This is a genomic window from Streptomyces sp. NPDC005962 (assembly GCF_040629205.1).
Lineage (GTDB): Bacteria > Actinomycetota > Actinomycetes > Streptomycetales > Streptomycetaceae > Streptomyces.
Genome location: NZ_JBEXVE010000022.1, coordinates 18,246 through 38,487 on the forward strand (window position 1 = coordinate 18,246; position 20,242 = coordinate 38,487).

Annotated in this window: 25 protein-coding genes; 13 read left to right on the forward strand and 12 right to left on the reverse strand. The window is 68.6% G+C overall.

Going from position 1 to position 20,242, the window contains the following annotated elements; all coding sequences use genetic code 11:
• Positions 1–59: 59 nt before the first annotated feature.
• A complete protein-coding gene (locus ABZ370_RS29905) occupies positions 60–893 on the reverse strand; it encodes an ATP-binding protein (RefSeq protein ID WP_358626749.1) in 834 nt (277 codons plus the stop codon).
• A gap of 267 nt (positions 894–1,160) precedes the next feature.
• Positions 1,161–1,430 (reverse strand): hypothetical protein, encoded by a 270-nt coding sequence (locus ABZ370_RS29910; protein WP_358626751.1) that lies wholly within the window; start codon positions 1,428–1,430, stop codon positions 1,161–1,163.
• 183 nt (positions 1,431–1,613) lie between these two features.
• Here ABZ370_RS29910 and ABZ370_RS29915 point away from each other — a divergent pair, with 183 nt between their 5' ends.
• On the forward strand, positions 1,614–2,150 hold the full coding sequence (locus tag ABZ370_RS29915; RefSeq protein WP_358626753.1) for a hypothetical protein: 537 nt from the start codon (positions 1,614–1,616) through the stop codon (positions 2,148–2,150).
• A 72-nt stretch (positions 2,151–2,222) separates the two neighbouring features.
• Here ABZ370_RS29915 and ABZ370_RS29920 read toward each other — a convergent pair whose 3' ends face one another.
• Positions 2,223–2,798, reverse strand: a complete 576-nt coding sequence (locus ABZ370_RS29920; RefSeq protein ID WP_358626755.1) for a CGNR zinc finger domain-containing protein — start codon at positions 2,796–2,798, stop codon at positions 2,223–2,225.
• A 114-nt stretch (positions 2,799–2,912) separates the two neighbouring features.
• On the opposite strand from ABZ370_RS29920, the gene ABZ370_RS29925 reads away from it, so the two are divergent.
• From ABZ370_RS29925 to ABZ370_RS29955, 7 genes are all read left to right on the forward strand, one after another.
• A complete protein-coding gene (locus tag ABZ370_RS29925; RefSeq protein WP_358626757.1) occupies positions 2,913–3,680 on the forward strand; it encodes an iron-containing redox enzyme family protein in 768 nt (255 codons plus the stop codon).
• Between the two features lie 31 nt (positions 3,681–3,711).
• Positions 3,712–4,641 (forward strand): EamA family transporter, encoded by a 930-nt coding sequence (locus ABZ370_RS29930; RefSeq protein ID WP_358626759.1) that lies wholly within the window; start codon positions 3,712–3,714, stop codon positions 4,639–4,641.
• Between the two features lie 60 nt (positions 4,642–4,701).
• Positions 4,702–5,268 (forward strand): nitroreductase, encoded by a 567-nt coding sequence (locus ABZ370_RS29935; protein ID WP_358626761.1) that lies wholly within the window; start codon positions 4,702–4,704, stop codon positions 5,266–5,268.
• A 588-nt stretch (positions 5,269–5,856) separates the two neighbouring features.
• A complete protein-coding gene (locus ABZ370_RS29940) occupies positions 5,857–5,997 on the forward strand; it encodes an FDLD family class I lanthipeptide (RefSeq protein ID WP_358626763.1) in 141 nt (46 codons plus the stop codon).
• Between the two features lie 93 nt (positions 5,998–6,090).
• Positions 6,091–9,240: a lantibiotic dehydratase gene (locus ABZ370_RS29945; protein WP_358626765.1), complete on the forward strand. Its 3,150-nt coding sequence runs from the start codon at positions 6,091–6,093 to the stop codon at positions 9,238–9,240.
• A gap of 119 nt (positions 9,241–9,359) precedes the next feature.
• A complete protein-coding gene (locus ABZ370_RS29950) occupies positions 9,360–10,640 on the forward strand; it encodes a lanthionine synthetase C family protein (protein ID WP_358626948.1) in 1,281 nt (426 codons plus the stop codon).
• Between the two features lie 121 nt (positions 10,641–10,761).
• Positions 10,762–11,109 carry an AQJ64_40280 family protein gene (locus ABZ370_RS29955; protein ID WP_358626767.1) on the forward strand — a complete coding sequence of 116 codons (348 nt, stop codon included), beginning with the start codon at positions 10,762–10,764 and terminating at the stop codon, positions 11,107–11,109.
• A 7-nt stretch (positions 11,110–11,116) separates the two neighbouring features.
• On the opposite strand, the gene ABZ370_RS29960 is transcribed toward ABZ370_RS29955, so the two are convergent.
• Positions 11,117–11,884: an alpha/beta fold hydrolase gene (locus tag ABZ370_RS29960; RefSeq protein ID WP_358626769.1), complete on the reverse strand. Its 768-nt coding sequence runs from the start codon at positions 11,882–11,884 to the stop codon at positions 11,117–11,119.
• Positions 11,884–12,258: a DUF1330 domain-containing protein gene (locus ABZ370_RS29965; RefSeq protein WP_358626771.1), complete on the reverse strand. Its 375-nt coding sequence runs from the start codon at positions 12,256–12,258 to the stop codon at positions 11,884–11,886. Before ABZ370_RS29965 ends, ABZ370_RS29960 begins: the two co-directional genes overlap by 1 nt.
• Before the next feature lie 84 nt (positions 12,259–12,342).
• On the opposite strand from ABZ370_RS29965, the gene ABZ370_RS29970 reads away from it, so the two are divergent.
• Both ABZ370_RS29970 and ABZ370_RS29975 read left to right on the forward strand, forming a co-directional pair.
• Complete coding sequence (locus tag ABZ370_RS29970; RefSeq protein ID WP_358626773.1) at positions 12,343–12,945, forward strand: TetR/AcrR family transcriptional regulator; 603 nt, start codon at positions 12,343–12,345, stop codon at positions 12,943–12,945.
• Between the two features lie 82 nt (positions 12,946–13,027).
• Entirely contained in the window at positions 13,028–13,963 is a 936-nt protein-coding gene (locus tag ABZ370_RS29975) for a Rieske 2Fe-2S domain-containing protein (protein WP_358626775.1), read from the forward strand.
• On the opposite strand, the gene ABZ370_RS29980 is transcribed toward ABZ370_RS29975, so the two are convergent.
• Positions 13,933–14,391, reverse strand: coding sequence for an ATP-binding protein (locus ABZ370_RS29980; protein WP_358626777.1), 459 nt, complete (start codon positions 14,389–14,391; stop codon positions 13,933–13,935). The genes ABZ370_RS29975 and ABZ370_RS29980 overlap by 31 nt on opposite strands.
• Before the next feature lie 162 nt (positions 14,392–14,553).
• On the opposite strand from ABZ370_RS29980, the gene ABZ370_RS29985 reads away from it, so the two are divergent.
• The 3 genes from ABZ370_RS29985 to ABZ370_RS29995 are packed head-to-tail and all read left to right on the forward strand — an operon-like array spanning position 14,554 to position 15,778.
• Positions 14,554–15,405: a helix-turn-helix transcriptional regulator gene (locus ABZ370_RS29985; RefSeq protein WP_358626779.1), complete on the forward strand. Its 852-nt coding sequence runs from the start codon at positions 14,554–14,556 to the stop codon at positions 15,403–15,405.
• On the forward strand, positions 15,402–15,587 hold the full coding sequence (locus tag ABZ370_RS29990) for a DUF397 domain-containing protein (RefSeq protein WP_358626781.1): 186 nt from the start codon (positions 15,402–15,404) through the stop codon (positions 15,585–15,587). The genes ABZ370_RS29985 and ABZ370_RS29990 overlap by 4 nt, the downstream gene beginning before the upstream one ends.
• 5 nt (positions 15,588–15,592) lie before the next feature.
• Positions 15,593–15,778 (forward strand): DUF397 domain-containing protein, encoded by a 186-nt coding sequence (locus ABZ370_RS29995; RefSeq protein WP_358626783.1) that lies wholly within the window; start codon positions 15,593–15,595, stop codon positions 15,776–15,778.
• Between the two features lie 16 nt (positions 15,779–15,794).
• Here the strand turns inward: ABZ370_RS29995 and ABZ370_RS30000 are convergent, their stop codons facing one another.
• From ABZ370_RS30000 to ABZ370_RS30025, 6 genes are read right to left on the reverse strand one after another with little or no spacing between them, the layout of a single operon-like run.
• Positions 15,795–16,286 (reverse strand): hypothetical protein, encoded by a 492-nt coding sequence (locus tag ABZ370_RS30000; protein ID WP_358626785.1) that lies wholly within the window; start codon positions 16,284–16,286, stop codon positions 15,795–15,797.
• Positions 16,283–17,983, reverse strand: a complete 1,701-nt coding sequence (locus ABZ370_RS30005) for a class I adenylate-forming enzyme family protein (protein ID WP_358626787.1) — start codon at positions 17,981–17,983, stop codon at positions 16,283–16,285. Before ABZ370_RS30005 ends, ABZ370_RS30000 begins: the two co-directional genes overlap by 4 nt.
• Positions 17,980–18,573 carry a hypothetical protein gene (locus tag ABZ370_RS30010; protein WP_358626789.1) on the reverse strand — a complete coding sequence of 198 codons (594 nt, stop codon included), beginning with the start codon at positions 18,571–18,573 and terminating at the stop codon, positions 17,980–17,982. The genes ABZ370_RS30005 and ABZ370_RS30010 overlap by 4 nt, the downstream gene beginning before the upstream one ends.
• 8 nt (positions 18,574–18,581) lie before the next feature.
• A complete protein-coding gene (locus ABZ370_RS30015; RefSeq protein ID WP_358626791.1) occupies positions 18,582–19,733 on the reverse strand; it encodes a beta-ketoacyl-[acyl-carrier-protein] synthase family protein in 1,152 nt (383 codons plus the stop codon).
• Positions 19,723–19,962 (reverse strand): phosphopantetheine-binding protein, encoded by a 240-nt coding sequence (locus ABZ370_RS30020; protein ID WP_358626793.1) that lies wholly within the window; start codon positions 19,960–19,962, stop codon positions 19,723–19,725. Before ABZ370_RS30020 ends, ABZ370_RS30015 begins: the two co-directional genes overlap by 11 nt.
• On the reverse strand, positions 19,959–20,231 hold the full coding sequence (locus ABZ370_RS30025; protein WP_358626795.1) for an acyl carrier protein: 273 nt from the start codon (positions 20,229–20,231) through the stop codon (positions 19,959–19,961). Before ABZ370_RS30025 ends, ABZ370_RS30020 begins: the two co-directional genes overlap by 4 nt.
• Positions 20,232–20,242: the final 11 nt, after the last annotated feature.

Genomic DNA, 20,242 nt, shown 5'->3' on the forward strand with positions numbered 1-20,242 from the left:
CTGCCTGCCGGTCGGGTGCGGGCAGAGCGGCCAGACGGCGCAGCCGGGCGAGCGCGGTGTCATCGGCGACGGCGTTTCCCTTGAGGAGCAGGCGCACGGTCGGGCCGGCGGCCACCGAGCGCGGCGCCCGCTTCCGCGGCACGCGGGTCGTCGTGCTCGGACAGTTCGTGCACGACGGTGGCGGTGAGTGTCGTGGACGCCGTCACTTCGTCGTTGAGCGACTTCAGCAGGGTACGCGCCTTCTTGTCCGTGTCGCTGAGCAACTCCAGACCCAGAAGCTGGGCGAGCGCGTCATGGAGCGCGGTGAGCGGTCCGCTGATCATCGCCCCGAGCTCGCTGTAGGGGAGGAAAGGGCGGTAGAGCGATATCTGTTCGGGATCGATGACCTCGTGCAGAGCGGATGCCGCCCCCTCGACCTCGGTACGGCAGTCGTCCAGCCCCGTGCCGCTCCAGCGCCGACGGACGGTGACCGGAGCGCTCGTGCCCTCCGAGCAGAGCCCGACGGATACATGGGGGTCGGCGTGGTCGTGCAGGTTGCGCCAGCCCTGCTTCCAGATCTGGGTCCGGTCCTGCCAGCGGTAGTTGCTACCCGTGAGCGCCATCTCGGCGGCTTCGGCGAGGCTCGACTTTCCGGAGCCGTTGCGTCCAGCGATGACCGTCAGACCTGGTTCGGGGCGAAGCTCCAGTGTGGTGGCGGGACCGATGCCGCGCCATCCCGCGGCAGTGATGGACCGCAGATAGAGGGAGCGGGTCCGCCCGTCGCTTCCGACCGTGGCATCGGGTAAGAGGTCCCGCAGCACCTCCCGGGCCTCAGGCGCCAGACCGGACTCGGACAGGCGCCCGAGAAGTACGTCCCGCAGGGACGTGTGGGTGGAGCCGATTTCGTCGGACATCGCTCTGCTCCTCTTGCGGCGCACGGGAGTTGAGGTGGGCTCAGACACCTCAGCCGCACCGTTGGGTCTGCAATAATGATGGAAGCCTGTTAGCGCTGTCAACGCATTAAATGAAGAGCATGGAATCGAATATGTGTACACCGCGGCCCGGTTTCCGGCCTGGGTGACCAGCGACTGGTGAACGCGCGGTACTGACACGCGTCGCGGCAGACGAAGCGCGTGTCCAGCCGGTGTCGGAGAGCGTTGCCTGGCTGAAGCTGCTGATCCTCAATGGCCACCGCCGACGTCGGCGAAGGGCGACGTGCCGCCGGAAGGCTTGGCGAGTGGCAGCAAGGTCGGCGATCCGCAGAAGGCTCCGATGCCGATGCAGGCCGTCCAGATGCTGTTGTCGGGGACGGAGGCCACCTGTCGCATGGTGATCCCGTTGGCGATGACGAAGTAGGACCACGCCAGGCATGCGGCGAACCCGAGTCCGGCAGCGGTGAGTTGTCCGCGTCCGTCGCCCTCCGTCCGTAAGGCGTCGACGCCGCCGTTCACGAGGAACAGTCCGATGGAGATGATCCCGATGGGCAGGACACATCTGTGCCACGGTTACCGGGGGCGCGGAGTCTGTCCCGCCGGGACGCTGGCACCGCCGCCGACATGAGCCCGAAGACCGTGTACCGGCCGAGCGCGAGGTAGTAGACGTTCACCGGGTCGACGGCGGCCGGGCTCAGAAACGTGAACCCCCACAAGGCCGTCGCGACCAGCGTGGCCGACGCGCTCGACACGCTCGCCTCCGAGATCCGCCCGCTGGTCAAGCGCCTGGCGCGGCTCAAGGCGGATGCTTTCATGTTCGTCGCCAGCGTCGAAGGCGATGACGACTGGACCGAGGACGAGGACAAGGTCGACCGTCACCAGCAGCTCTGGGACGACGTGAACGCCTCGGTCGCCGCCTTCCAGGAGGCCGAGCGCAAGGCCTCCACCACGATCTCCGGCCTTGTGGGCGGCCCGAAGTTCGTGGCGGACGACGGCAGTCATACGCAGAACCGCAAGAAGGTGATGTATGGCTACGACCTCGACGCTCTCGACCAGGCCAAGGAACTCCCCTGGGGCAGCCCTGTCAGCCAGACCTACGACGCTCTGGACTTCGGCCACCACTTCAAGAGCGCAAGAGCGGTGTGTACGTATGGTGCGTGTCGGTCCTCGGACACCATCGCGAATGAAGCGGGCTGGGACTCGAAGTCCACAGCCCGCTTCTTCGTGTGCAGGTACTGACCAGAGGCGTCCGCTGGTTCGGTCAGCGCCATTTATGCGTCTCGCACGGAACTTCGAAAAGTTTCGGAACGCCTATGCGTCTAATGCGCGCACGCGGAGACGTCGTGGACGTGGTCGGGTTTCGCTTCTGCCGCTGGGTCTGCTGGCCCGATGGCGGGCTACCGCGTCGTTGTTGGCGCACCTGACCGAGCAGTAAGCTCGGCGCCCATTGCGTGAGGTGTCCACGAAAGCGAGTTCGCAGACGCTTCGCGCGCATCGGCCGAGTCGCGTGGGAGAAGCCGAGCAGACGACGTACGACAGGCCGGTCGCGGTGACTGCCTTGATGTGGGCGGCTGGATCGGAACCCGGGGCGCTGTAGTGCATGTGCGGCGTGCCGTCGTGCAGCGAGATGCGCGGTGTGCTGGCGACTTCCGCCAGGAGTGCGTTGATCCTCTCGCATCGTTCGTCCAGCGATTGATCACCGAAGCAGCGGGCCAGCCGCCGGCTCCACTCCCATATCTCCACCGTCTGCGGTGGCGTCAGTGCCCGGTTCACGACGCCGTGTGCGGCCAGGATCTGCTCCAGTTCGTGGGGGGGCCAGAGGGCAGTGCTGTTGACGAGGTCCGCGGCGAGTCGCGCTGCCTCACCGCCGTAAGGGTTGAATTGCATAGCGGGAGTAAAGCACGCTCGTTTGCGGGCCGACGAGCCATTACCCGACGGGTGATGGGCGTCGGTTCGGCACGTGCCGGAGACCACCGACCGAAGTGGGTGTCAACACAGCACATGTCCGTTCTCGCGCAGGAACACACCGGTCAGTTCATCGAGCAGTCCGTGGAGAAACTGGCTGCCTCGGTTCACTCGAGCGAAGCACTGAACAACGCGTTCTATTCCCGCTGGATGGGCGGGCCACTGACGTACCCCGAAGTCAGGGTGTTCGCCGAGCAGTATCTGGCGCGCACGGTCAACACCAGCGTCATGGTCGCCCTGTCGGTGCTCAACACCAGCGATCTGGACGCACGCGTCGAGTGCGTGAAGAACCTCTACTCCGAGTACGGCAACGGTGACCCGTCGAAGGCCCACCTCGTACTGCTGGAGACCTTCCTCAGCGACCTGCTGAGCCGGCTCAAGGGGGCACCGGTGTCCGCCGAGGAGGTGCGGAACGCGTCGGCCCTGCCCACCACGCAGGCGTTCAGCTCCGGACAGCGCGCGCTGTTCGAGTCCGATGATCAGCGCACGGTGCAGGGTGCCCTGCTGGCGCAGGAGCACCTCGCCTACTCGATGCTCACGCGCCTGTACGAGGGGGTGCGCAACTACAAGAGCGTCTATGAGACGGACGACGACTTCCACGAGGCCTGTGAGTACTTCTACGTGCACATCGGGGAAGCCGAGAAGGACCACAAGGTCCAGGCCGTGATCTCCGCGGCCGCGGTGTGCCGGAACGAGGACGACCTGGCAGTGGTGGCCGAGGGCTTCACGCGCTTCGTGGAACTCACCGCCGACTACTGGCGCGGTGTCGCGTCGGAGATGACTCGGCGGGCTGCAGTAGCCTGACCGAACGGGTAACGGGGAGCACGGAGCTGCCGTGAAAGCGGGACAGGCACATCGCGACCGTATGATTCCTCCGCTGCTGGTGCTGGCACAGATCAGCAGCCTGCAGATCGGATCGGCGGTCGCCAAGAGCGCCTACGACGAGGCGGGAGCCACGGCCCTGGCCGGTATGCGGCTGCTCTTCTCCTCCCTCATCGTGTGGGCGCTCGTCCGCCCCCGCCTGCGTGCGATGGCGAGCCGCCAATGGCGGACCGCCATCGCGCTGGGGGTGGTATTCGCGATCATGAACGTCGCCTATTTCCAGGCGATCCAGTATTTGCCGATCGGCGTCGCCTCGACCATAGAGCTCTTGGGCCCTGTGGTGTTGGCCATCGCCATGTCACGGCACTGGCGGGACCTGGCGGGCGCCCTGATGGCTCTGACGGGCGTCTTGTTGCTCGCCTCTCCCGGAGCCGCTCTCCCCGTAACCGGCCTGCTGCTGGGGACTCTGGCCGCCACGTGCCGCGCGGCCTATGTGGTTCTCAACCGTCGAGTAGGGCTCCTCTTCGACGATTGGAGCGGACTGGCCGTCGCGCTGGCTGTCGGCTCCTGCTTGCTGACCCCGGTGGCGGCCATCACGCACGGAGCCGCGATCGCACGGCATCCGCATCTTCTGCTCATCGGCCTGCTCGTGGCCCTCCTCTCCTCATTGATCCCTTACTCCCTGGACATGACGGCGCTGCGGCGCATCGACGTGCGGGCGTTCGGCATTCTGCTGGCGATGAGCCCAGCCGTCGGCGCAGGCGTGGGTTTCGTTCTGCTCGGCGAGCACATAACGGTGCGTCAATGCGCGGCCATCGCACTGGTCATCGTCGCCAGCGCGTGGTCGGTCAGCTCCTCCGGTGGCAAGGCCGGTATGGCCGGCAAGGCCGACTGCGCGTCGACGGGATCCACCGAGTCGAGATCCGCCACGCCCAAAGCATGACGTCTTCGCGGTAGGCCGGTGATGGACCAGGGTCCACCCAACCGAGAGGGACTGAGTCTTATGGACGTCACCACGGCGATGCTGACGCGTCGTAGTGAGCACCACCTGGACGATCCGGCTCCCACCGACGAGGAATTCGCCTACCTGCTGAAGGTGGCCGCGACAGCCCCGGACCACGGCCTGCTCCGTCCGTGGCGTTGGATCCTCATCCGAGGCGATGACCGAGATGAGCTCGGAGCCTGCTTCGCCGAAGATGTCCCCGCGGAACGCCGCTCCCAGGCGGTGGCCAAGCCCCAGCGTGCCCCGCTGCTGGCATCGCTGGTGTTCACCCCGACCCAAGGGCACCGAGTTCCCGAATGGGAGCAGCTCGCGGCGACCAGCGCCATGACCCACTCGCTGATTCTGCTGCTGCACTCGCGGGGCTTCGGCAGCATCTGGCGGACCGGGGCCGCCATACGCTCGCCGCGGGTACGGCAGTTGCTGGGTCTGCGGGACGAGGAGGAGCTTCTGGGCTGGCTGTACATCGGCACGGCGACGGCCTGCACCTCCGGGTCACGCCGCCGCTCGTTGTGCGACGTGTCCAGCCGGCTCAGCAGTCTGTCTCCGCCGCGGCGGGCCGCGATCTGACGCACGACATCCCCGTGATGTAATGGTTGAAGCGTCTTAGGTCATTGCGTCAGCGTGGCTGTATGGATGACACCGGTATCGATCGCTGCCCCGCATGCTGGTCGCCGGTCTCGGGCAGCGCGGAGTGGGTCCTGCTGTCCCAGCACGAGACCTCCGAAGGCGACATCGAGTACTGCCAGTCGGCCTGTGGATGTGTGGTTCTCCTCTTGGGCGGCGATCTGCTGAAGACCGTCCCTGCGGGTGCAGGCCCCGGTCACCGACCAATGGGCCGGGGCTGACCGGAGCCCTTTGGCGTGTGCTCGATTTTGGCGCGCCGAACAGCTACTCCTTCCCTCTGAACGTGAGTGGAAGGAGCTGTTTTCGCTGCCCATTTCGAGCCTGAGTCGATTCGATGTCGCATCTCGGCATGGCCCGTTGAATCTCGCGGGCGGAACGTGTAAATGGTTGACGATATGGAGACCTCTCTCGTAGGGTTCCGATATCCGGCCAATGAAGCGCAATGCCTCGATTCTTTGCACTGCTGATTGGCTCGAGGTATGCCGCGTCAGTGACTGACTGAGCCGGCGGATCTCATTCTGGAGGTTGGGAATGCCCACCGTTGTGATCGAAGAGGAATTCGACCTCGATCTGAACGTCGAAGCGCTGGAGGGAGCGGTCCAGACCTCGCGCGCCACCAGCATCACCTTCTGCTGGGTCAGCTGTGGCGGGTTCTGTTTCGACGGTGAGTGAATAGCGTGTCGGGCGGGGTGCTGAGCCCCGCCCGACACCGAGATGTCCATCAACCGTGGCAGCCGGTGCGGCACAGAAGGGATGGGGAGGGCTGTGGCCTCGCAAGAGGGCGAAAGTCCGTCATTCGAATGTTCTGGGCCGGTTTTGCTGCGTGCTGCCGCCTTGCCATCGTCGCCAGGCAGTGTGGAGTGCTCGGCGGGTGAATCCGAAGGAGCTTCTTCACCACGGCCGGCCGGTCCGGACGACGAAGCGGGAATGCGGGAACGCGTGGCGGAACTGGCGTCGATTCCCGAATTCATGACCGCGGTCCACCTCGCGAGCCCCAGCCTGGCGGCTGACGTTCTCCGTGTGGTTGAAGGGCAAACGGTTCGGCGCAAGGTTCTGCGGCGCGTCACGGTCTCGCTCACCAAATACCACCTGCGGATGACGCAACGCCCCACGCCTTTCGGCATGTTCGCCGGTGTCGCCCTCGCGGATCTCGGGCGGCGTCCCTGGTTGAGCATCGGCGGTGAACACCGGAGTGTGAGCCGACCGGACGCGGAATGGCTGCACGAGGTCCTGACGTCCATCCTCACGGTGCGGCCCGTACTGAGGCGTACTCGCCTCCTGGCCAACAATCTGCACACGGTGCGCGACGGGAGGCTCGTACTCGTCGACTTCCACAGCGGTTCCGGGCAGGAGTTCGCCCCCTCGGTCCGCTACACCTCTGTGGTCCGTGCGGTCCTGAGGGCGGCAAGGGAGCCCGCGGCCTGGCCGCACGTGCTGAAGGCGGTGCGCGATCAGTTCCCGCAGGCCACCGAGGAAGCGGTCGAGCGTTGTCTCGAGCAACTCGTGGGCAGCCATTTCCTCCTCACCGATCTCGCGCCTCCGCCTGACTGCGGCGACCCCCTTGGATATCTCCTGGACCGGCTCGACGGACTCGACCACCCCATCGTCGGGGAACTTCGGGGGGTCCAGGAGGCGCTGGACGCGCTCGATGCCGAGGAGGAGCCAGGAGCCCGCCATGCCGCCTTGCTCGCCGCCAGAGCCCGGATGCGGGCGCTCGGCTCGGTCGAACACCCCCTTCAGTGCGATCTGCTCTTCGACGCCCGCGTCACCCTCCCCCCGGAAGTAGGGGATGAGGTGGCCGGTGTCGCGGATGCGCTGTGGAGGCTCGCGCCCGAGCACCCCGGTAACGAGCGCATGCGTGCCTACCACGGACGCTTCCTTGAACGGTACGGAACGGACCGGACCGTTCCCGTACTGGAGGTTCTCGATGAGGTGCGTGGTCTTGGCCTGCCACGAGCCGAGGAGAGTGGCACCCCCGCGCCCGGCGCGGCCGCCGCGACCAGGCGGGACCGGCTGCTCGGCGAGCTGCTCTGCGACGCCATGCGCCGCGGCACACAGGAGATCGTCCTCGATGACGCGGCCGTGCGACGGCTCTCCGCCGATGGCCGCGGCCGGGTTCCGCGATCCGCGGACATCGGCGCTGAAGTGGTGGCCGCGAGCTGGGAGGAGCTGTGCGCGGGCGACTTCCGTCTCGTACTGGGGCTGAGCCCTGTTTCCTCCATGGCCGGTGCGGCCTTCGGGCGTTTCATGTCCGTACTCGGCGCGCCCGCGGAAGCCCGTGTACAGGAACTGGTCGACAGCGCTGAGGCCATGGACGACACCGGGGAGCCGGCCGCGATGGTCGCCTTCCGGCCCTCGGTGGTTCGCTCGGCGAACGTGACCACCGTTCCGCAGTGGCTGCCGCACAGGATCCCCCTCGGGGTGGGCCCCGCCGCGACGCGCGCCGCACAGGACGTGAGCCTGGAGCGGCTCGGAGTCCGGGCCACCCTCGACCGCCTGGAACTCGTGTGGACGGCGACGGGGCAGCGGGTGCGCCCGGTGACGTACTCCATGATCAATCCGCAGAGCGGCCATGTGCCGAACGTGGCCCGTTTCCTGATCGAACTGGGCCGGCAGGAAGAGCGGTCGATCGGAGGCTGGAGCTGGGGCAGGTGGTCGACGGCGCCCGCGCTGCCCCGTGTGAGGTACGGCCAGTCGATACTCTGCCCCGCGCACTGGGCGCCGGACGAGGAGCTGTCCGCCGCGTCATCCGCGTGCGACGCGTCCCAATGGGCAGCTCACGTGGACCGGTGGCGGGAGCGGTGGGGCGTCCCCCGGCACGTCCTTCTGGGCAAGGGGGACATCCGCATCGCTGTGGACTTCGACGACCCACTCCACCTTCTTGTCCTCCGTGGCGAACTGCGCAGCGGATCCGGCCTGGTCGTCATCGAGCGCTTCGGCGGCGCTCCCGGCAACGACTGGTTCCGCGGCCAGGGCGGATCGCACGCCTGTGAATTCGTTTTTCCCGTGCTGAGGAGTGGTCACCAGGCCAAGAAGGATTCCCGCGGCCGGGCCCCACAGGAGCAACGCGAGGCGGCACCGGCAGCTGCCCCCGCACCGCATGGCGTGTCCCGCCACTTGCCCGGCGGCGAATGGCTGTACGCGAAGCTCTATGTCCCCGAACGTCATCAGCTCGCAGTGCTCACCCGCCACCTCCCCCAACTGATCGCCGGCACCTCGGGCCCTCTCGCCGACACCTGGTTCTTCATTCGCTACGCCGACCCCGAGCCTCATCTGCGCCTGCGGTTCCACGGCAAGCCGAAGGCGCTGTGGGGGGAACTGTTGCCCGAGCTGCGTTCCTGGGCTGCGGAGCTGGGCGACGCCGGACTCCTGTCCCGGCTGACCCTCGACACGTACGAGCCCGAGGTCCATCGTTATGGCGGAGCGGAAGCCATCGTCCGTGTCGAGCGGGTCTTCCACGCCGACAGCCTGGCTGTTCTGCGTCAACTCACGCCGGTGGAAGACCAGTTGACGGACTTTCCCGATGTGTCGCAGGCGGCCCTGGGCGTTCTGGACATCCTGACGCACCTCTGCGGTACGACCTCCGAGGTGCTCCATCAACTCGGCGGCGCGCCGATCATGGCCTTGCGTGGTCGCGTGGGAAGACCGGAGAAGCAGTCGCTGAGCAGGCTGCTGGACGAGCACGGCAGAGCGCGGACGTCCGTGGTCGGCGAGTGCTGGCAAAAACGCCGCGCGGCTCTCCTCGATGTCCGTGACCTCCTGCGGAAAGCACAAGGAGGAGACATCGGGATGGGTTTGGCCCACATGCACTGCAACCGGTTACTCGGCGTCGACCGGGAAAGGGAAATGCTGGTCTATGCGACAGCCCGCGAATCCCTCGCTCTGCGGCTCGACAGAATGCGGCACGGCCGGTGATCGACTCGCCCGCTTCCGTTCCCGCGGAGGGCCGCGGAAGCCCTCTGCCCGGAGGGCCCACAGGCGGCGCGCACGACGAGGCGGTGGGCGCTTCTCACGCTGTGGCCGAGCGGCTGCGTGTGCCGCAAGAGGTCGACCGGCTCACCCGGCAAGCACGCGCTCGGATCCCCTCCGATGTCCTGTTTCCTCCATGGGATCCCGCACAGTTGCTGCTCGGGCACACCGGTATCGCCATGCTCTACAGCCGCCTCGCCCTGGACGACGCCGGCTGGGGAAAGACAGTGCACGCCCATCTCTCGGCGGCCCTCCCGTCCGTCAGGGCGGACACCGTCGGCGATGTGCTTCTCTCCGCATCCCTGCACGCCCAAGCGCACGGCGGATACACCAATTTACTGGACCGTGCTGCGACGGCGCACGCGTCCGCCATGCGCGCCTCCTGTGACCGGATCGGCCGACGGCTGCGCGAAAAGGGGCCGGGACTGGCGTATGGGGAGTACGACCTCGTCGGCGGGCTCGCTCGCGGCGGACGCGGCCTCATGGCCGGCGCCGACCTGGGTCACGCGGAGTCCGCGGACGCCTTGCGGGACGTGCTCGGCCTCCTGGTCGAAATGGCACGCCCGATACAGGTCCACGGGGAGCGGGTACCGGGCTGGTGGACGGACCCGGGACTGGGCTGGGTATCGGAAGCCGACAGAGCCGCCTATCCGCTCGGGGAGTTCAACCTCGGTATCGCGCACGGCGTCTGCGGACCCCTGTCGCTGCTGGCGCTGGCACACCAGGCCGGACACGACGTCCCGCACATGGTGGACGCCATGCGCACCATGGCCGACTGGGTGATGCGGAATCGCGTTGTCGGAGAGCAGGGCTCGTACTGGCCTGGCCGCGTCGCTTTTGAGGACGAGACCGGCCGGTCCCCGAGCCCAGCGGTATCGGTCACGCCGAGGTCGGACTGGTGCTACGGGGCCGCTGGTGTGGCGCGGACGCTGCATCTGGCCGGGCGGGCGCTCGGCGACCCCGAGCTGAGCGAAGTGAGCGTCGACGCGATGCGGTCCGTCTTCCAACGGCCTCACTTAAGTACCGCGATGCCGGATGCCACGTTCTGCCACGGTCGGGCCGGTGTCCTGCTGACGGCGGTGCGGATGGCAGTGGACACGGGGCATCCGGAATTGTGGCAAGGGACCGATCGCCTGTCCGCGGAACTCGCCCGGGGCTTCGACCCCACCACCGCGTTCGGCTATCGATACCCGCTGTCTCCAGCCGCCGACGCACATGCGGTTGACGAGCCCGGACTTCTTCAAGGCGCGGCTGGTGTGGCCCTGACGTTGCTCTCCTACGCTGATGCCCGCCGCGGGAGGCCCATGGGCTCCAGCATGTGGGACACGGCACTTCTCATGGCGTGACCGGGCTCGCCGAGCCGCTGGTGAGTAGGTGTCCCGCAGCCACCAATGTCCGATTCGGCTCGATCACGACGTGGTTGACTGGACGTACCTGACGGATGGCCGGAGCCGGGGGAGGAGTGGCATGGACGCGGTGGTGGAGTGGGTGGACGCGCGCGAGAGGCTGCCGAGGGATGGGATGCCCGTGGTGGCGGCCACGTCGGGGCGTTACCCGCCGGAGCCCGGTGAGGCGGATGGGGAGGACTTCTGGCTGGTTTTGCCGATGTACTTCACCCCCCGACACTTCGGTGAGGACGGGGCCGAGTACCGCGATTGCTTCGTCGACTCTGACCGTGTCGTCCGGCTGCCCTACGGCCGTCCCTGCGCCGAACCCGTCACCCATTGGGCAGAGTTGCCCACGCTGCCGGGCATGGCCGTGCAGCACGTGCTGGGGGAGGATGCGCGGGTCGCCGCCAGGGACGCCATGGGGTGAGGCGGGCCTACCCGTGGTCCAGCGACGCCCAGAAGTGGGTGAGGGCGCGGGCGCCACGGGCGGGGTCGTGTGTCATCCACCAGTGGCCGAGTCCGTCGAGGGTCGCGACCTCGGCACCGGCCCGGTGGGCGGCGCGGTGCCGCTGCTCGACGGTGCCGACCGCGTGGTCCTCGGTGGCGAGCAACGTGAGTCCTGGTCGCTGCGATGCGCGTTCCAGGTCCCGGCCCAGGTCGGCCATGACCGGGTGCGCGGCGGAGGTATAGAGCGCGACCACGGCCCGGCCCATCGCCTCGTCCTGGCCCCGGGCGACCTGCTCGGCCACCGCCTCGTGCATCCCCCGCTCGACGAGCGTCGCGACGCGGTCGCCGAGGGGCGCGCCGAACCGGGCGGTCACATCGGCTTCTCCGGCTCCCGGCGTCTGCCACCGCATGGCCAACTCGTGCCAGACGTAGTCGGGTTCGAAGATCCCGATGGAGTCGCTGACCCAGCTGCGCACGAGGTCCGGGCGGCTCATCACCGCGTTCAGGACGTGCCCGCCGCCCCAGTCGTGTCCCACCAGGTCGACGGGTTCGGCGAAGCGGGTCAGCTCGCCGATCAGCCAGTCGCGGTAGTCGGCGACGGTCGCGCCGAATCCGGCCGGGAGCGGGGAGCCGAACCCGGGCGGGGACAGGCACACCAGACGCCGGTGTGCCGCACCGGCGCGCTCCAGTTCGGGGAGCAGCCGGTCCCAGACCGCCGCCGTCTCGGGGTTGCCGTGCACGAAGACAACGGGCATCAGGCCAGTCCGTCCAGCGGTACGGTCGGCTGCAGAACCGATTCCACCAGCGCCTCGCTGCGGAAGTGGGACACCGCCTGGTATTCGGGGTCACGGATCATGTCGGCGAACGCCTGTCGGCTCGGGTAGCGGACCAGCAACACCATGTCCCAGGCCTGCCCGTCCTCGGCGACCAGTGCCCGCCCGCCGTCTCCCAGGTACTCCACCCGCACCCCGTACCGCGCGTTGATCGCCGGGCCGAGCGCCTCGGCGTAGCGCCCGTAGCTCTCGCGGCCGCCGTCCGGACGGAACCGCAGCAGGTTCAGCATCACCACGGGACCACCCGGATCTTCGGCCAGCAGGGCATCCACGGCGCGCTCGTCTATCTCGATCATCGGAAACCTCCAGTGGGTCGGGTCGATGCCGTGATCCTTACGTACTTGTTGGTCGACTGACAAGTTTGTTGTAGGTTTCTTTCCATGACGAGCACCCGCCGCACCCAGCAGCAGCGCCGTGACCAGGCCGAATCCGCGTTGCTTCACGCCGCCGCCGAGTTGGTCGTCGAAGAGGGGGTGCGCTCGCTGACGCTGGTGCGCGTCAGCGAGCGGGCCGGTTACAGCCGAGGGCTCGTCACCCATCACTTCGGGTCCAAGCAGTCGCTCCTCGAACGTCTGGCACGCGCGAGCCAGACCGGATTCGTCCCCGGGCTCGACGGCCTGCCGCCCGGCCTGGACCGTCTTCTGCGGCTGATCGACGGATACGTCGGGGCGCTCGGCGAGGTGGGCGTGTGGAACCGGGCGTTCCTGCTGCTCTGGGCCGAGGCCGCCACGGCGTCCGAACTGGCCCCGATCTTCCGTGAGCGGGACGAGGCGTTCCGCGCCGATCTGCGCGAAGACGTGGCCGCCGGTCTCGCCGACGGCACCATCCGCCCCGGCGTCGTGCCCGACGAGGCCGCGATCGCCATCGTCGGGCAACTCCGTGGAATCGGGTTGCAGCGGCTTCTCGACCACGAGGCCGTCGACACGGAGCGGCTGCGGCACTCGGTCACCGAGTACTGGCGCCGGGCGTTGCGGGGAGCCTGACTAGCATCGGCGCATGTTGTTTCGTCGTAGCCATGACAGGGTTGCCGACTTACCGCGCGATCCGCGAGCTGATGAGTACCCGATGCCGCCCGTTCCTCACGGCTGGTACGCGCTGCTCCGCAGCGGCGAGTTGCGGGCGGGCAAGGTCGTCAGCCTGCACTACTTCGGGCGGGCCCTCATCGCCTTCCGTGGAGCGGACGGGCAGGCGGCCGTGCGGGACGCGCACTGCCCGCACTACGGCGCCCATCTGGGCGTCGGCGGGAAAGTCGTCGGCGGGGCGGTGGAGTGTCCGTTCCACGGGTGGCGCTTCGGGGCGGACGGGCGGTGTACGCACGCCCCCTTCGCGGCCCGCACCCCCAAGGTGTCCCTCGGCGGGTTCCCGGTCCGCGAGCACAGCGGGCTCATCTTCGTGTACCACGGCCCGACCGCGCCCGCGTGGGAGGTGCCGGACATCCCGGAGGTGGCCTCCCGGGACTTCGCGGCACCGATCGACGACGTGTGCCGGGCGCGCATCCACATCCAGGAGATGCGCGAGAACATCGTGGACGAGTCCCACTTCCACTTCATCCACGGCCAGAGCGAACCGCCTGTGCAGGAGCTGCGGCCGGACGGTCCGTTCGCCGAGGTCCGTGGCCGGATTCATCGGCGGGTGCTCGGCCGGGACATCAACAACACCTTCGATGTGTTCATGTACGGGCCCGGTGTGATGGTGGTGCGGGTCCTCGGCCCTGTTCTGTCGGTCACCGCCATCGCGCTGACCACCCCCGTGGACGACCGTACGGGCGAGATGCGGATGCTGTATTACGTCCGCAAGCCCGCCGGGCTGCCGTTCCTGGCGCCCGTCCTCAAGCTGGTGTTCCGGGCGGAGGCCCTGGGGGAGGTGCGCGAGGAGGTACGGATCTGGGACCACAAGATCCACCAGCCGCGCCCTGTCCTGCTCCCGCACGAGAAGGGCATCAGGGCGCTGCGCCGCTGGTACGCCCAGTTTTATCCGTCTGACGTTCCGTCCGACGTCTGACGGGAGTCCAGTTCCGCCCACACCGTCTTGCCCACGGGGTGGCGCGGCTCCGTACCCCAGCGATCGGCGAACGCGGCCACCACGAGCAGGCCGCGCCCCGACTCGCTGTCCGGCCCCGGGGCCGGACCGAGGACGGGCAGCCTCTCGCCGCGCGTGTCGGCCACCTCGATGCGGAGGGTGCCACGGGCTTCGTCGAGCGTGAGGGCGAGCCGGAAGTCCCGGCCCTGTACGCGTCCGTGGATCGCCGCGTTCGCGGCCAGCTCGGCGACGATCCGCTCGGCAAGGTCGGTGACGGCGGGTGACACCGGCCAGGCGCGGAGCTGTCCTACGGCGAGCAGCCGGGCGAGGCGGGCCCCGCGCCGCGTGGAGGACAAGCGTTGGGCAAAGGTTCGCTGGGTGGTGGGGAGTTGGGGTGTGCTTGCGTTCATGGGGCAAAGGTGGCGGGTGTTCGGGGGCCTTCGCCAGCGGCGCGCGGCGTACGCGATGTCAGCGTACGGGCACTTTCGGTGGACAGTACGGTGTTCGCTCCGTCACCCTGAGTGAGTCGAGCGCGGGGGCCCTCGAACGTGTGCACCTGGAGGTGGCCGCGTATGACGATTGATGACGCCTGTGTGGCGGGAAATGGTGACCGGGAACCCGACCCTTCGGACAGTCTGCGGACGTTCGGGGCGGTCGTCCAGGCCCTGCGTGAACACGCGGGTCTGAGCCGGGCCCAATTCGGGGAGCTGGTCCGGTTCTCGAAGCACACCGTGGAGTCGGTGGAGCTGGGACGGCGAATGCCGGAGGAGTCGTTCGTGGAGCGGGCGGAGGAGGTTTTTGGAAACACGGGCGCCTTGCGGAGGGCGGCCCGGTTTCTGTCGCGAGGCGAGCCGGGGTTTGCGGCATGGTTCCAGCGGTGGGCGCGGCTGGAGCGGAAGGCGGTGAACCTGTGTACGTATGAGTGCAGGCTGGTGCCGGGGTTGTTGCAGTCGGGGGAGTACGCCTATGCCGTGTTCGAGGGCACCATCCCTCTGCTGACGGATGAGCAGTTGGAGACACAGGCCATTGCGCGGATGGAGCGTCAGACGATGCTGTACGAGCGGCCGGAAGTGCCGTTCAGCTTCATCGTGGAGGAGCATGTCTTCCGACGGAGGTTCGGTGATCGGGCGAAGCGGCGCAACCTGCTCGATCACGTACTGAAGCTCGCTGCGCTCCGTAACGTGAAGCTGCAGATCATCCCGGTGGAAGGGCCGTTGCATGCCTGTCTGGATGGTCCGGTGCAGCTGTTGGAAACCCGGGAGGGGCGGCGCCTCGCCTACTCCGAAGGGCAGCAAACCGGACGGCTGATCGCTGACAGGAAAGAAGTGTCCCTCCTCCAGCAGCGTTATGACACACTGCGCTCACAGGCCCTGACTCCCGATGACTCCCGGGGCTTGCTGGAGCGACTGCGAGGAGCGCTATGAGTCCGAGGGAACTCGCGTGGTTCAAGTCCAGCTATAGCGGTAGCCAGGGCGACAGCTGTGTGGAGGTGGCCGTCTCCGAGGAGACCGTCCACGTCCGTGACTCCAAGGACGTAGAGCGCCCGCACTTCGCCGTCACCCGCGACGGCTGGACGCGTTTCGTGCGGTTCGCGGCGGGCGGGTGAGTCGTATGAGCAGGCCTGAACTCGCCTGGTTCAAGTCCAGTTACAGCGGTAGCCAGGGCGACGACTGCGTGGAGGTGGCCGTGGCCGTGGAGGCCGTGCACGTACGGGACTCCAAGGACACGGCCCGTCCCCACCTCGCCGTCGACCGCGACGGCTGGACGCGCTTCGTGCGGTTCGCCGCGCGCGGCTGAGCGCACCGGGAGGGGCTCAGCCGACCCGCATCAGCAACCGGCATGCCGGGTCGCCGTCGCGTAGACACGCGGTGGCGCAGTTGCGGGTGAGTTCGACGCCGAGCCCCTCCGACCAGCCCGCGTGGATGTCCGTGCACGGGCAGTCGTAGCCGTCCAGGGAACCGGCCATCCGGACCATCGCCACGGCGAAGTTCTGCCGCATGGTCAGCTCGATGTCGCCGTCCGGGAGTACGGCCGTGCCGCCGTCGCGGAGTTCGCTGGGGAACATCCACTCGGAGCAGGCGTCGTACCGGCGGCGGAGTTCTTCGAGGTCGGCGGCGGGTTTTCCGCCGTACTGGCGGGCGATGCGCTTGCCGACCTGGACGGCCACGTAGCGCAGCGCCTCGGCGTTGATCTCGTTGGCCACCGCGTGGCCGAACCGCTTCGCCACGCCCTGGTACCAGCGGGCGTCGTGCAGCCACCACTGGCGGTAGACGTCCATGGGTTTGGGGGTGGGGGTGGTGGTCATCGCCCCGCCTCTCCCAGCTCGCGCCCGCCCGCCAGGCGGGCCCGGAAGCGTTCGCGCATCTCGCGTTTGAGTACCTTGCCGGTGGCTCCCTTGACCACGTCGTTCGCGTCCATCCGGAGCGCTCCGGTGAGGGGCGGGAAGCCCTCGGCGGTGAGTTTCTCGTTCACCCGGCCCGTCCAGTCGTCCGCGTCTGCCGCGTCTGCCGCGTCCGGGCGTACCTGGAGGAGGACGTACGCGTCGGCGGTGCCGTCGCCGTCCCAGTCGGCGCGTACACCTTCGGGGGCGACGGCCACCACCGTGCAGTCGTCGAGTTCGGGCAGCTCGCGCAGCAGCAACTCCTCGGTGCGGGTGCTGAATACGAGTCCCGCAGTGGTGCGGATGGCGTCGGGGGCGCGGTCGAGGTGGTAGAAGTTGCCGTCCTCGTCGCGGTAGGACAGGTCGCCGGTGAGCCAGTAGCCGCCGAGCCGCAGCCGGTGGAAGGTGAGCGAGTCGTTCCAGTAGCCGGGGGTGAGGGTGGGGGAGCGGACGCCGAGGCGGCCCACTTCGCCGGGTGGCAGGGGCGTGCCGTCCTCGGAAAGCACCGCGGCCTCGGCGAAGCTCATCGGTTTGCCGACGCAGCGGGAGAACGACGACCGGCCGGGCTTGTGGCCGTTGTGGAAGAGCGAGTAGCCGGTTTCGGAGGAGCCGAGTCCGTCGGTGAAGACGGAGCCGGGGACCCGGCAGCGTTTGAGGTCCGGGCTGACCGTGTCGTGGCTGCCCTGCGCGATGAGCGCCTTGATGTGTGCCTCGTGTGCCGCGTCGCCGGTGTTGTACCAGGCCTCGACGCTGGACAGATCGCGGGCGGCCAGGTCTTGGGCGGCCATCTGGCCGTACGTTCCGGCGAACGCGAACACGGTGGTGGGGCGGAAGGACTCCATGGCGTTCAGGACGTCGGTGCCCTGCTGGCTGGAGAGCAGGAGTACGGGTGAGCGGAGCAGGAAGCCGAACAGCATGACCGAGATGGAGGCGTTGTGCGAGCCGGGCATCGCGACCAGCAGTCTGCCCATCGAGGAGCCGACCGACAGTTTCAGCCGGTGCAACTGCGCGTACAGCAGGGTCTGGTGGGTGTGCGGGACGGCCTTGGGCATGCCGGTGGTGCCCGAGGAGTGGGAGATGATGATCGGGTCGGTGGGGTGGTGGGCGTACGGGTACGACGCGGGGAGTGGCGACGTGCGGGCCTGCGTACGGATGTCGGCGGCGGTGGCGCAGAACGCGAGGCCCAGTTCGGCCTGGTGGGGGGCCAGGACGGGGTGGTGGGCCTGGTCGGTGAGCGCGCCCACCGCGCCCTGGCGGCGTACGTATTCGCGGGCGATCTCGGGGCGGAGGTTGCCGTTGACGAAGGAGGGGATCGCGCCGAGCGAGGTGAGCGCGAGGAAGTTGATGGCGAACTCGGTGCTGGAGTACGTCTGGATCGCCACCGGGTCGCGGGGCCGGACGCCGTGTGCGTGGTACCAGCTCGCGTAGGTGGCGACGGTCTCGTGCAGTTCGCCCAGGGGCAGTACTTCGGGGTGGCCGCCGTCGGGGGCCTGCCAGGTGGCATCGGTCCACAGCACCTGGTCGTCGAGTGGTCTGCCGTAGGCCTTCAGGCGGTGGATCACGTTTCCGGCACCCAAGGCGGCGTCTTCGCTGATCCGCGCGCGTTCTTCCTTGGTGATCATGGGTTGGTTCCTTGGCTTCGGGCGGCCAGCTCGGCCAGGCCGCGGAGGGTGCCGTGCTCGGTGGAGGGGGCGTCGTACGAGGGACGGGGGAGCGGGGTGTCGTCGCGGTCGAGCACGATCGCCACGGCCAGATCGGTGCCGGGCGGGCCGATGCCGCGCAGGTGGCGGTACGCGGCCGTGGTGCGCTCGGTGGCGGCCAGCTCGACGCCGATGAGTACGATGCGGTCCAAGTCCTCGTCTTCCAGGAGGAGTTCGGCGGTGGAGAGCAGTTCACCGGCCAGGTCCGTGGCGGCGGACAGGCACAGCAGCGGGCCGGTGATGGAGAACTCGCGGCTGAGCATGCCGAGGATCGCGTTGGCGGTGCTCTGCATGAACAGCAACGGATTGTGCACCTGCCCGGCGACGAGCAGACGGCTGCCGAGGTCGAGGGTGGTGGCGTCGCCCACCGTGCTGGCCAGGACGATCGCGGTCCGGGAGCCGTCGCCGGGGCGGGCGGTCAGGCAGCGCTCGACGGTCTGGTACACCAGCGGGCTGAAGGCGGATTCCACGAAACCGGCGACGGGCGGCGCGGCCGTCGCCGGATCGGACATCGCGGCGATCATGCCCGCTCCAGGAGCAGCGCGGTGTTGGCGCCGCCGAACGCGGCGTTGAGGGTGAGCGCCCGCCGGATGTCGGCCTTGTGGGGGCGGTTCGGTACGTAGTCGAGGTCGCAGTCCGGATCGGGTTCGGTGAACCCGGCGGTGGGCGGCAGTACGCCGTCCCGCAGCGCGAGCAGGGTGATGACGAGTTCCACCACTCCGGCAGCCTCCAGCAGGTGTCCGGTCGTGCTCTTCGTGGAGCTGACCGGGATGTGGGGCGCGTCCGGGCCGAAGAGCGTGTGGAGTCCGCGCGTCTCGGCGGGGTCGTTGGTCTTGGTCGCGGTGCCGTGTGCGTTCACGTAGTCGACGCGGGGGCTGCCGCCCGCGCGTCGCAGGGCCCGCCGGGCGGCGGTGACCAGCCCGGTGCCGTCCGGATGCGGGCGCGCGATGTGGTGGGCGTCGGAGGCGGCGCCCCACCCGGCCAGCACGCCGAGCGCACGCGCCCCTCTGCGCCGGGCGGATTCGGCCGATTCGACGACGACGGCTGCTGCTCCGTCGCCGAGCAGCAGCCCGCTGCGGTCGGCGCAGAACGGCCGCACCGCGCCGTCGCGGGAGAGGGCGAAGCCCGAGCCGAACTTGGCCAGGTTCTCTTCTTCCACCAGGTACGCCCCCGCGCAGATGACGATGTCGGCCCGGCCGGAGGCGATGAGCTGGCAGCCGTACGCGATGGCGGAGGCGGAGGCGACACACGCGTTGGTGAACGCCAGCCGGGGCCCACGCACCCCGAGCGCGTCGCCGAGCGCCTCGGCCTGCCAGGCGGGCATGGTCTCGACGGCGCGGTCGGCTTCCCCTTCTTCGCGGGCCGCCGTCGTGCGCCAGAAGTGGGTCAGGGCGGTGAAGTCGCCTGCTGTGCCTACCAGGACGGTGGCTTCCGTGCCTGCCCGTAGTCCGGCCATTCCCGTTGCCGTCAGGGCCACTTCGGTCAGTACCTCGTGCAGCGAGGCGGTTGTGTCGCCCGTGGCGGCCAGGTTCGTGCGGTACGGGCTCGTGTCGAAGCGGGTGATCGGGGCGAACGCGGGGCGTCCGTCGAACACGCCCGCCCGCAGTGCGTCCGGCCCGCTGCCGAAGGCCGTCCGTACGCCGAAGCCGGTCAGCAGGACCTCACGACTCATGGACATCCGCCAGGTAATCCGTGATGCGGCGCACCGAGGTGAATTCGGCGAAGAACGCTTCGGCCGGTTCGATCTCCACGCCGTAGCGCAGCTCCAGTTGGTGCAGGAACCACACCAGCCCCAGCGAGTCCAGCGCCAGATCGGCGTCGTCGTCCAGGTCGGCCGGAAGGGCGGGGAAGAGCTTGGGGTCGGACAGCAGCTCCCGCACCACATCGGTGGTGATCATCATGCCGTGGCGCCCCGCTTGATGACGTCGTCGACCAGGTCGCCCAGGTTCATCGCGCCGACCGGCTCGATGTCGGTGTCCGGGAACTTGACGCCGAACCGGCGCTCGATCCGCAGGACCAGCTCGATCAGGCTCAGCGAGTCGATGTCGATGCCGCCGGTGCCCAGGGGGCTGCCATCGGTGATCTCGTCCGCGTCGAGCGGGTGGTTCATGTCGTCGCTGATCGTGCTGAGCACGAACTGCCGGATTTCCTTCTCCAATGCCGTCTGCATGGTGTGCGAAA

Excerpts from the sequence above, each read along its gene's own strand:
- ABZ370_RS30015 (WP_358626791.1), bottom strand. The coding sequence starts at position 19,733 with ATGAGTCGTGAGGTCCTGCTGACCGGCTTCGGCGTACGGACGGCCTTC.
- ABZ370_RS29975 (WP_358626775.1), top strand. The coding sequence starts at position 13,028 with ATGCCGCCCGTTCCTCACGGCTGGTACGCGCTGCTCCGCAGCGGCGAG.
- ABZ370_RS30000 (WP_358626785.1), bottom strand. The coding sequence starts at position 16,286 with ATGACCACCACCCCCACCCCCAAACCCATGGACGTCTACCGCCAGTGG.
- ABZ370_RS30005 (WP_358626787.1), bottom strand. The coding sequence starts at position 17,983 with ATGATCACCAAGGAAGAACGCGCGCGGATCAGCGAAGACGCCGCCTTG.
- ABZ370_RS29960 (WP_358626769.1), bottom strand. The coding sequence starts at position 11,884 with ATGCCCGTTGTCTTCGTGCACGGCAACCCCGAGACGGCGGCGGTCTGG.
- ABZ370_RS29965 (WP_358626771.1), bottom strand. The coding sequence starts at position 12,258 with ATGATCGAGATAGACGAGCGCGCCGTGGATGCCCTGCTGGCCGAAGAT.
- ABZ370_RS29995 (WP_358626783.1), top strand. The coding sequence starts at position 15,593 with ATGAGCAGGCCTGAACTCGCCTGGTTCAAGTCCAGTTACAGCGGTAGC.
- ABZ370_RS29990 (WP_358626781.1), top strand. The coding sequence starts at position 15,402 with ATGAGTCCGAGGGAACTCGCGTGGTTCAAGTCCAGCTATAGCGGTAGC.
- ABZ370_RS29980 (WP_358626777.1), bottom strand. The coding sequence starts at position 14,391 with ATGAACGCAAGCACACCCCAACTCCCCACCACCCAGCGAACCTTTGCC.
- ABZ370_RS29925 (WP_358626757.1), top strand. The coding sequence starts at position 2,913 with ATGTCCGTTCTCGCGCAGGAACACACCGGTCAGTTCATCGAGCAGTCC.
- ABZ370_RS29905 (WP_358626749.1), bottom strand. The coding sequence starts at position 893 with ATGTCCGACGAAATCGGCTCCACCCACACGTCCCTGCGGGACGTACTT.
- ABZ370_RS29970 (WP_358626773.1), top strand. The coding sequence starts at position 12,343 with ATGACGAGCACCCGCCGCACCCAGCAGCAGCGCCGTGACCAGGCCGAA.
- ABZ370_RS30010 (WP_358626789.1), bottom strand. The coding sequence starts at position 18,573 with ATGTCCGATCCGGCGACGGCCGCGCCGCCCGTCGCCGGTTTCGTGGAA.
- ABZ370_RS30020 (WP_358626793.1), bottom strand. The coding sequence starts at position 19,962 with ATGATGATCACCACCGATGTGGTGCGGGAGCTGCTGTCCGACCCCAAG.
- ABZ370_RS29920 (WP_358626755.1), bottom strand. The coding sequence starts at position 2,798 with ATGCAATTCAACCCTTACGGCGGTGAGGCAGCGCGACTCGCCGCGGAC.
- ABZ370_RS29985 (WP_358626779.1), top strand. The coding sequence starts at position 14,554 with ATGACGATTGATGACGCCTGTGTGGCGGGAAATGGTGACCGGGAACCC.
- ABZ370_RS29955 (WP_358626767.1), top strand. The coding sequence starts at position 10,762 with ATGGACGCGGTGGTGGAGTGGGTGGACGCGCGCGAGAGGCTGCCGAGG.
- ABZ370_RS30025 (WP_358626795.1), bottom strand. The coding sequence starts at position 20,231 with ATGCAGACGGCATTGGAGAAGGAAATCCGGCAGTTCGTGCTCAGCACG.
- ABZ370_RS29935 (WP_358626761.1), top strand. The coding sequence starts at position 4,702 with ATGGACGTCACCACGGCGATGCTGACGCGTCGTAGTGAGCACCACCTG.
- ABZ370_RS29940 (WP_358626763.1), top strand. The coding sequence starts at position 5,857 with ATGCCCACCGTTGTGATCGAAGAGGAATTCGACCTCGATCTGAACGTC.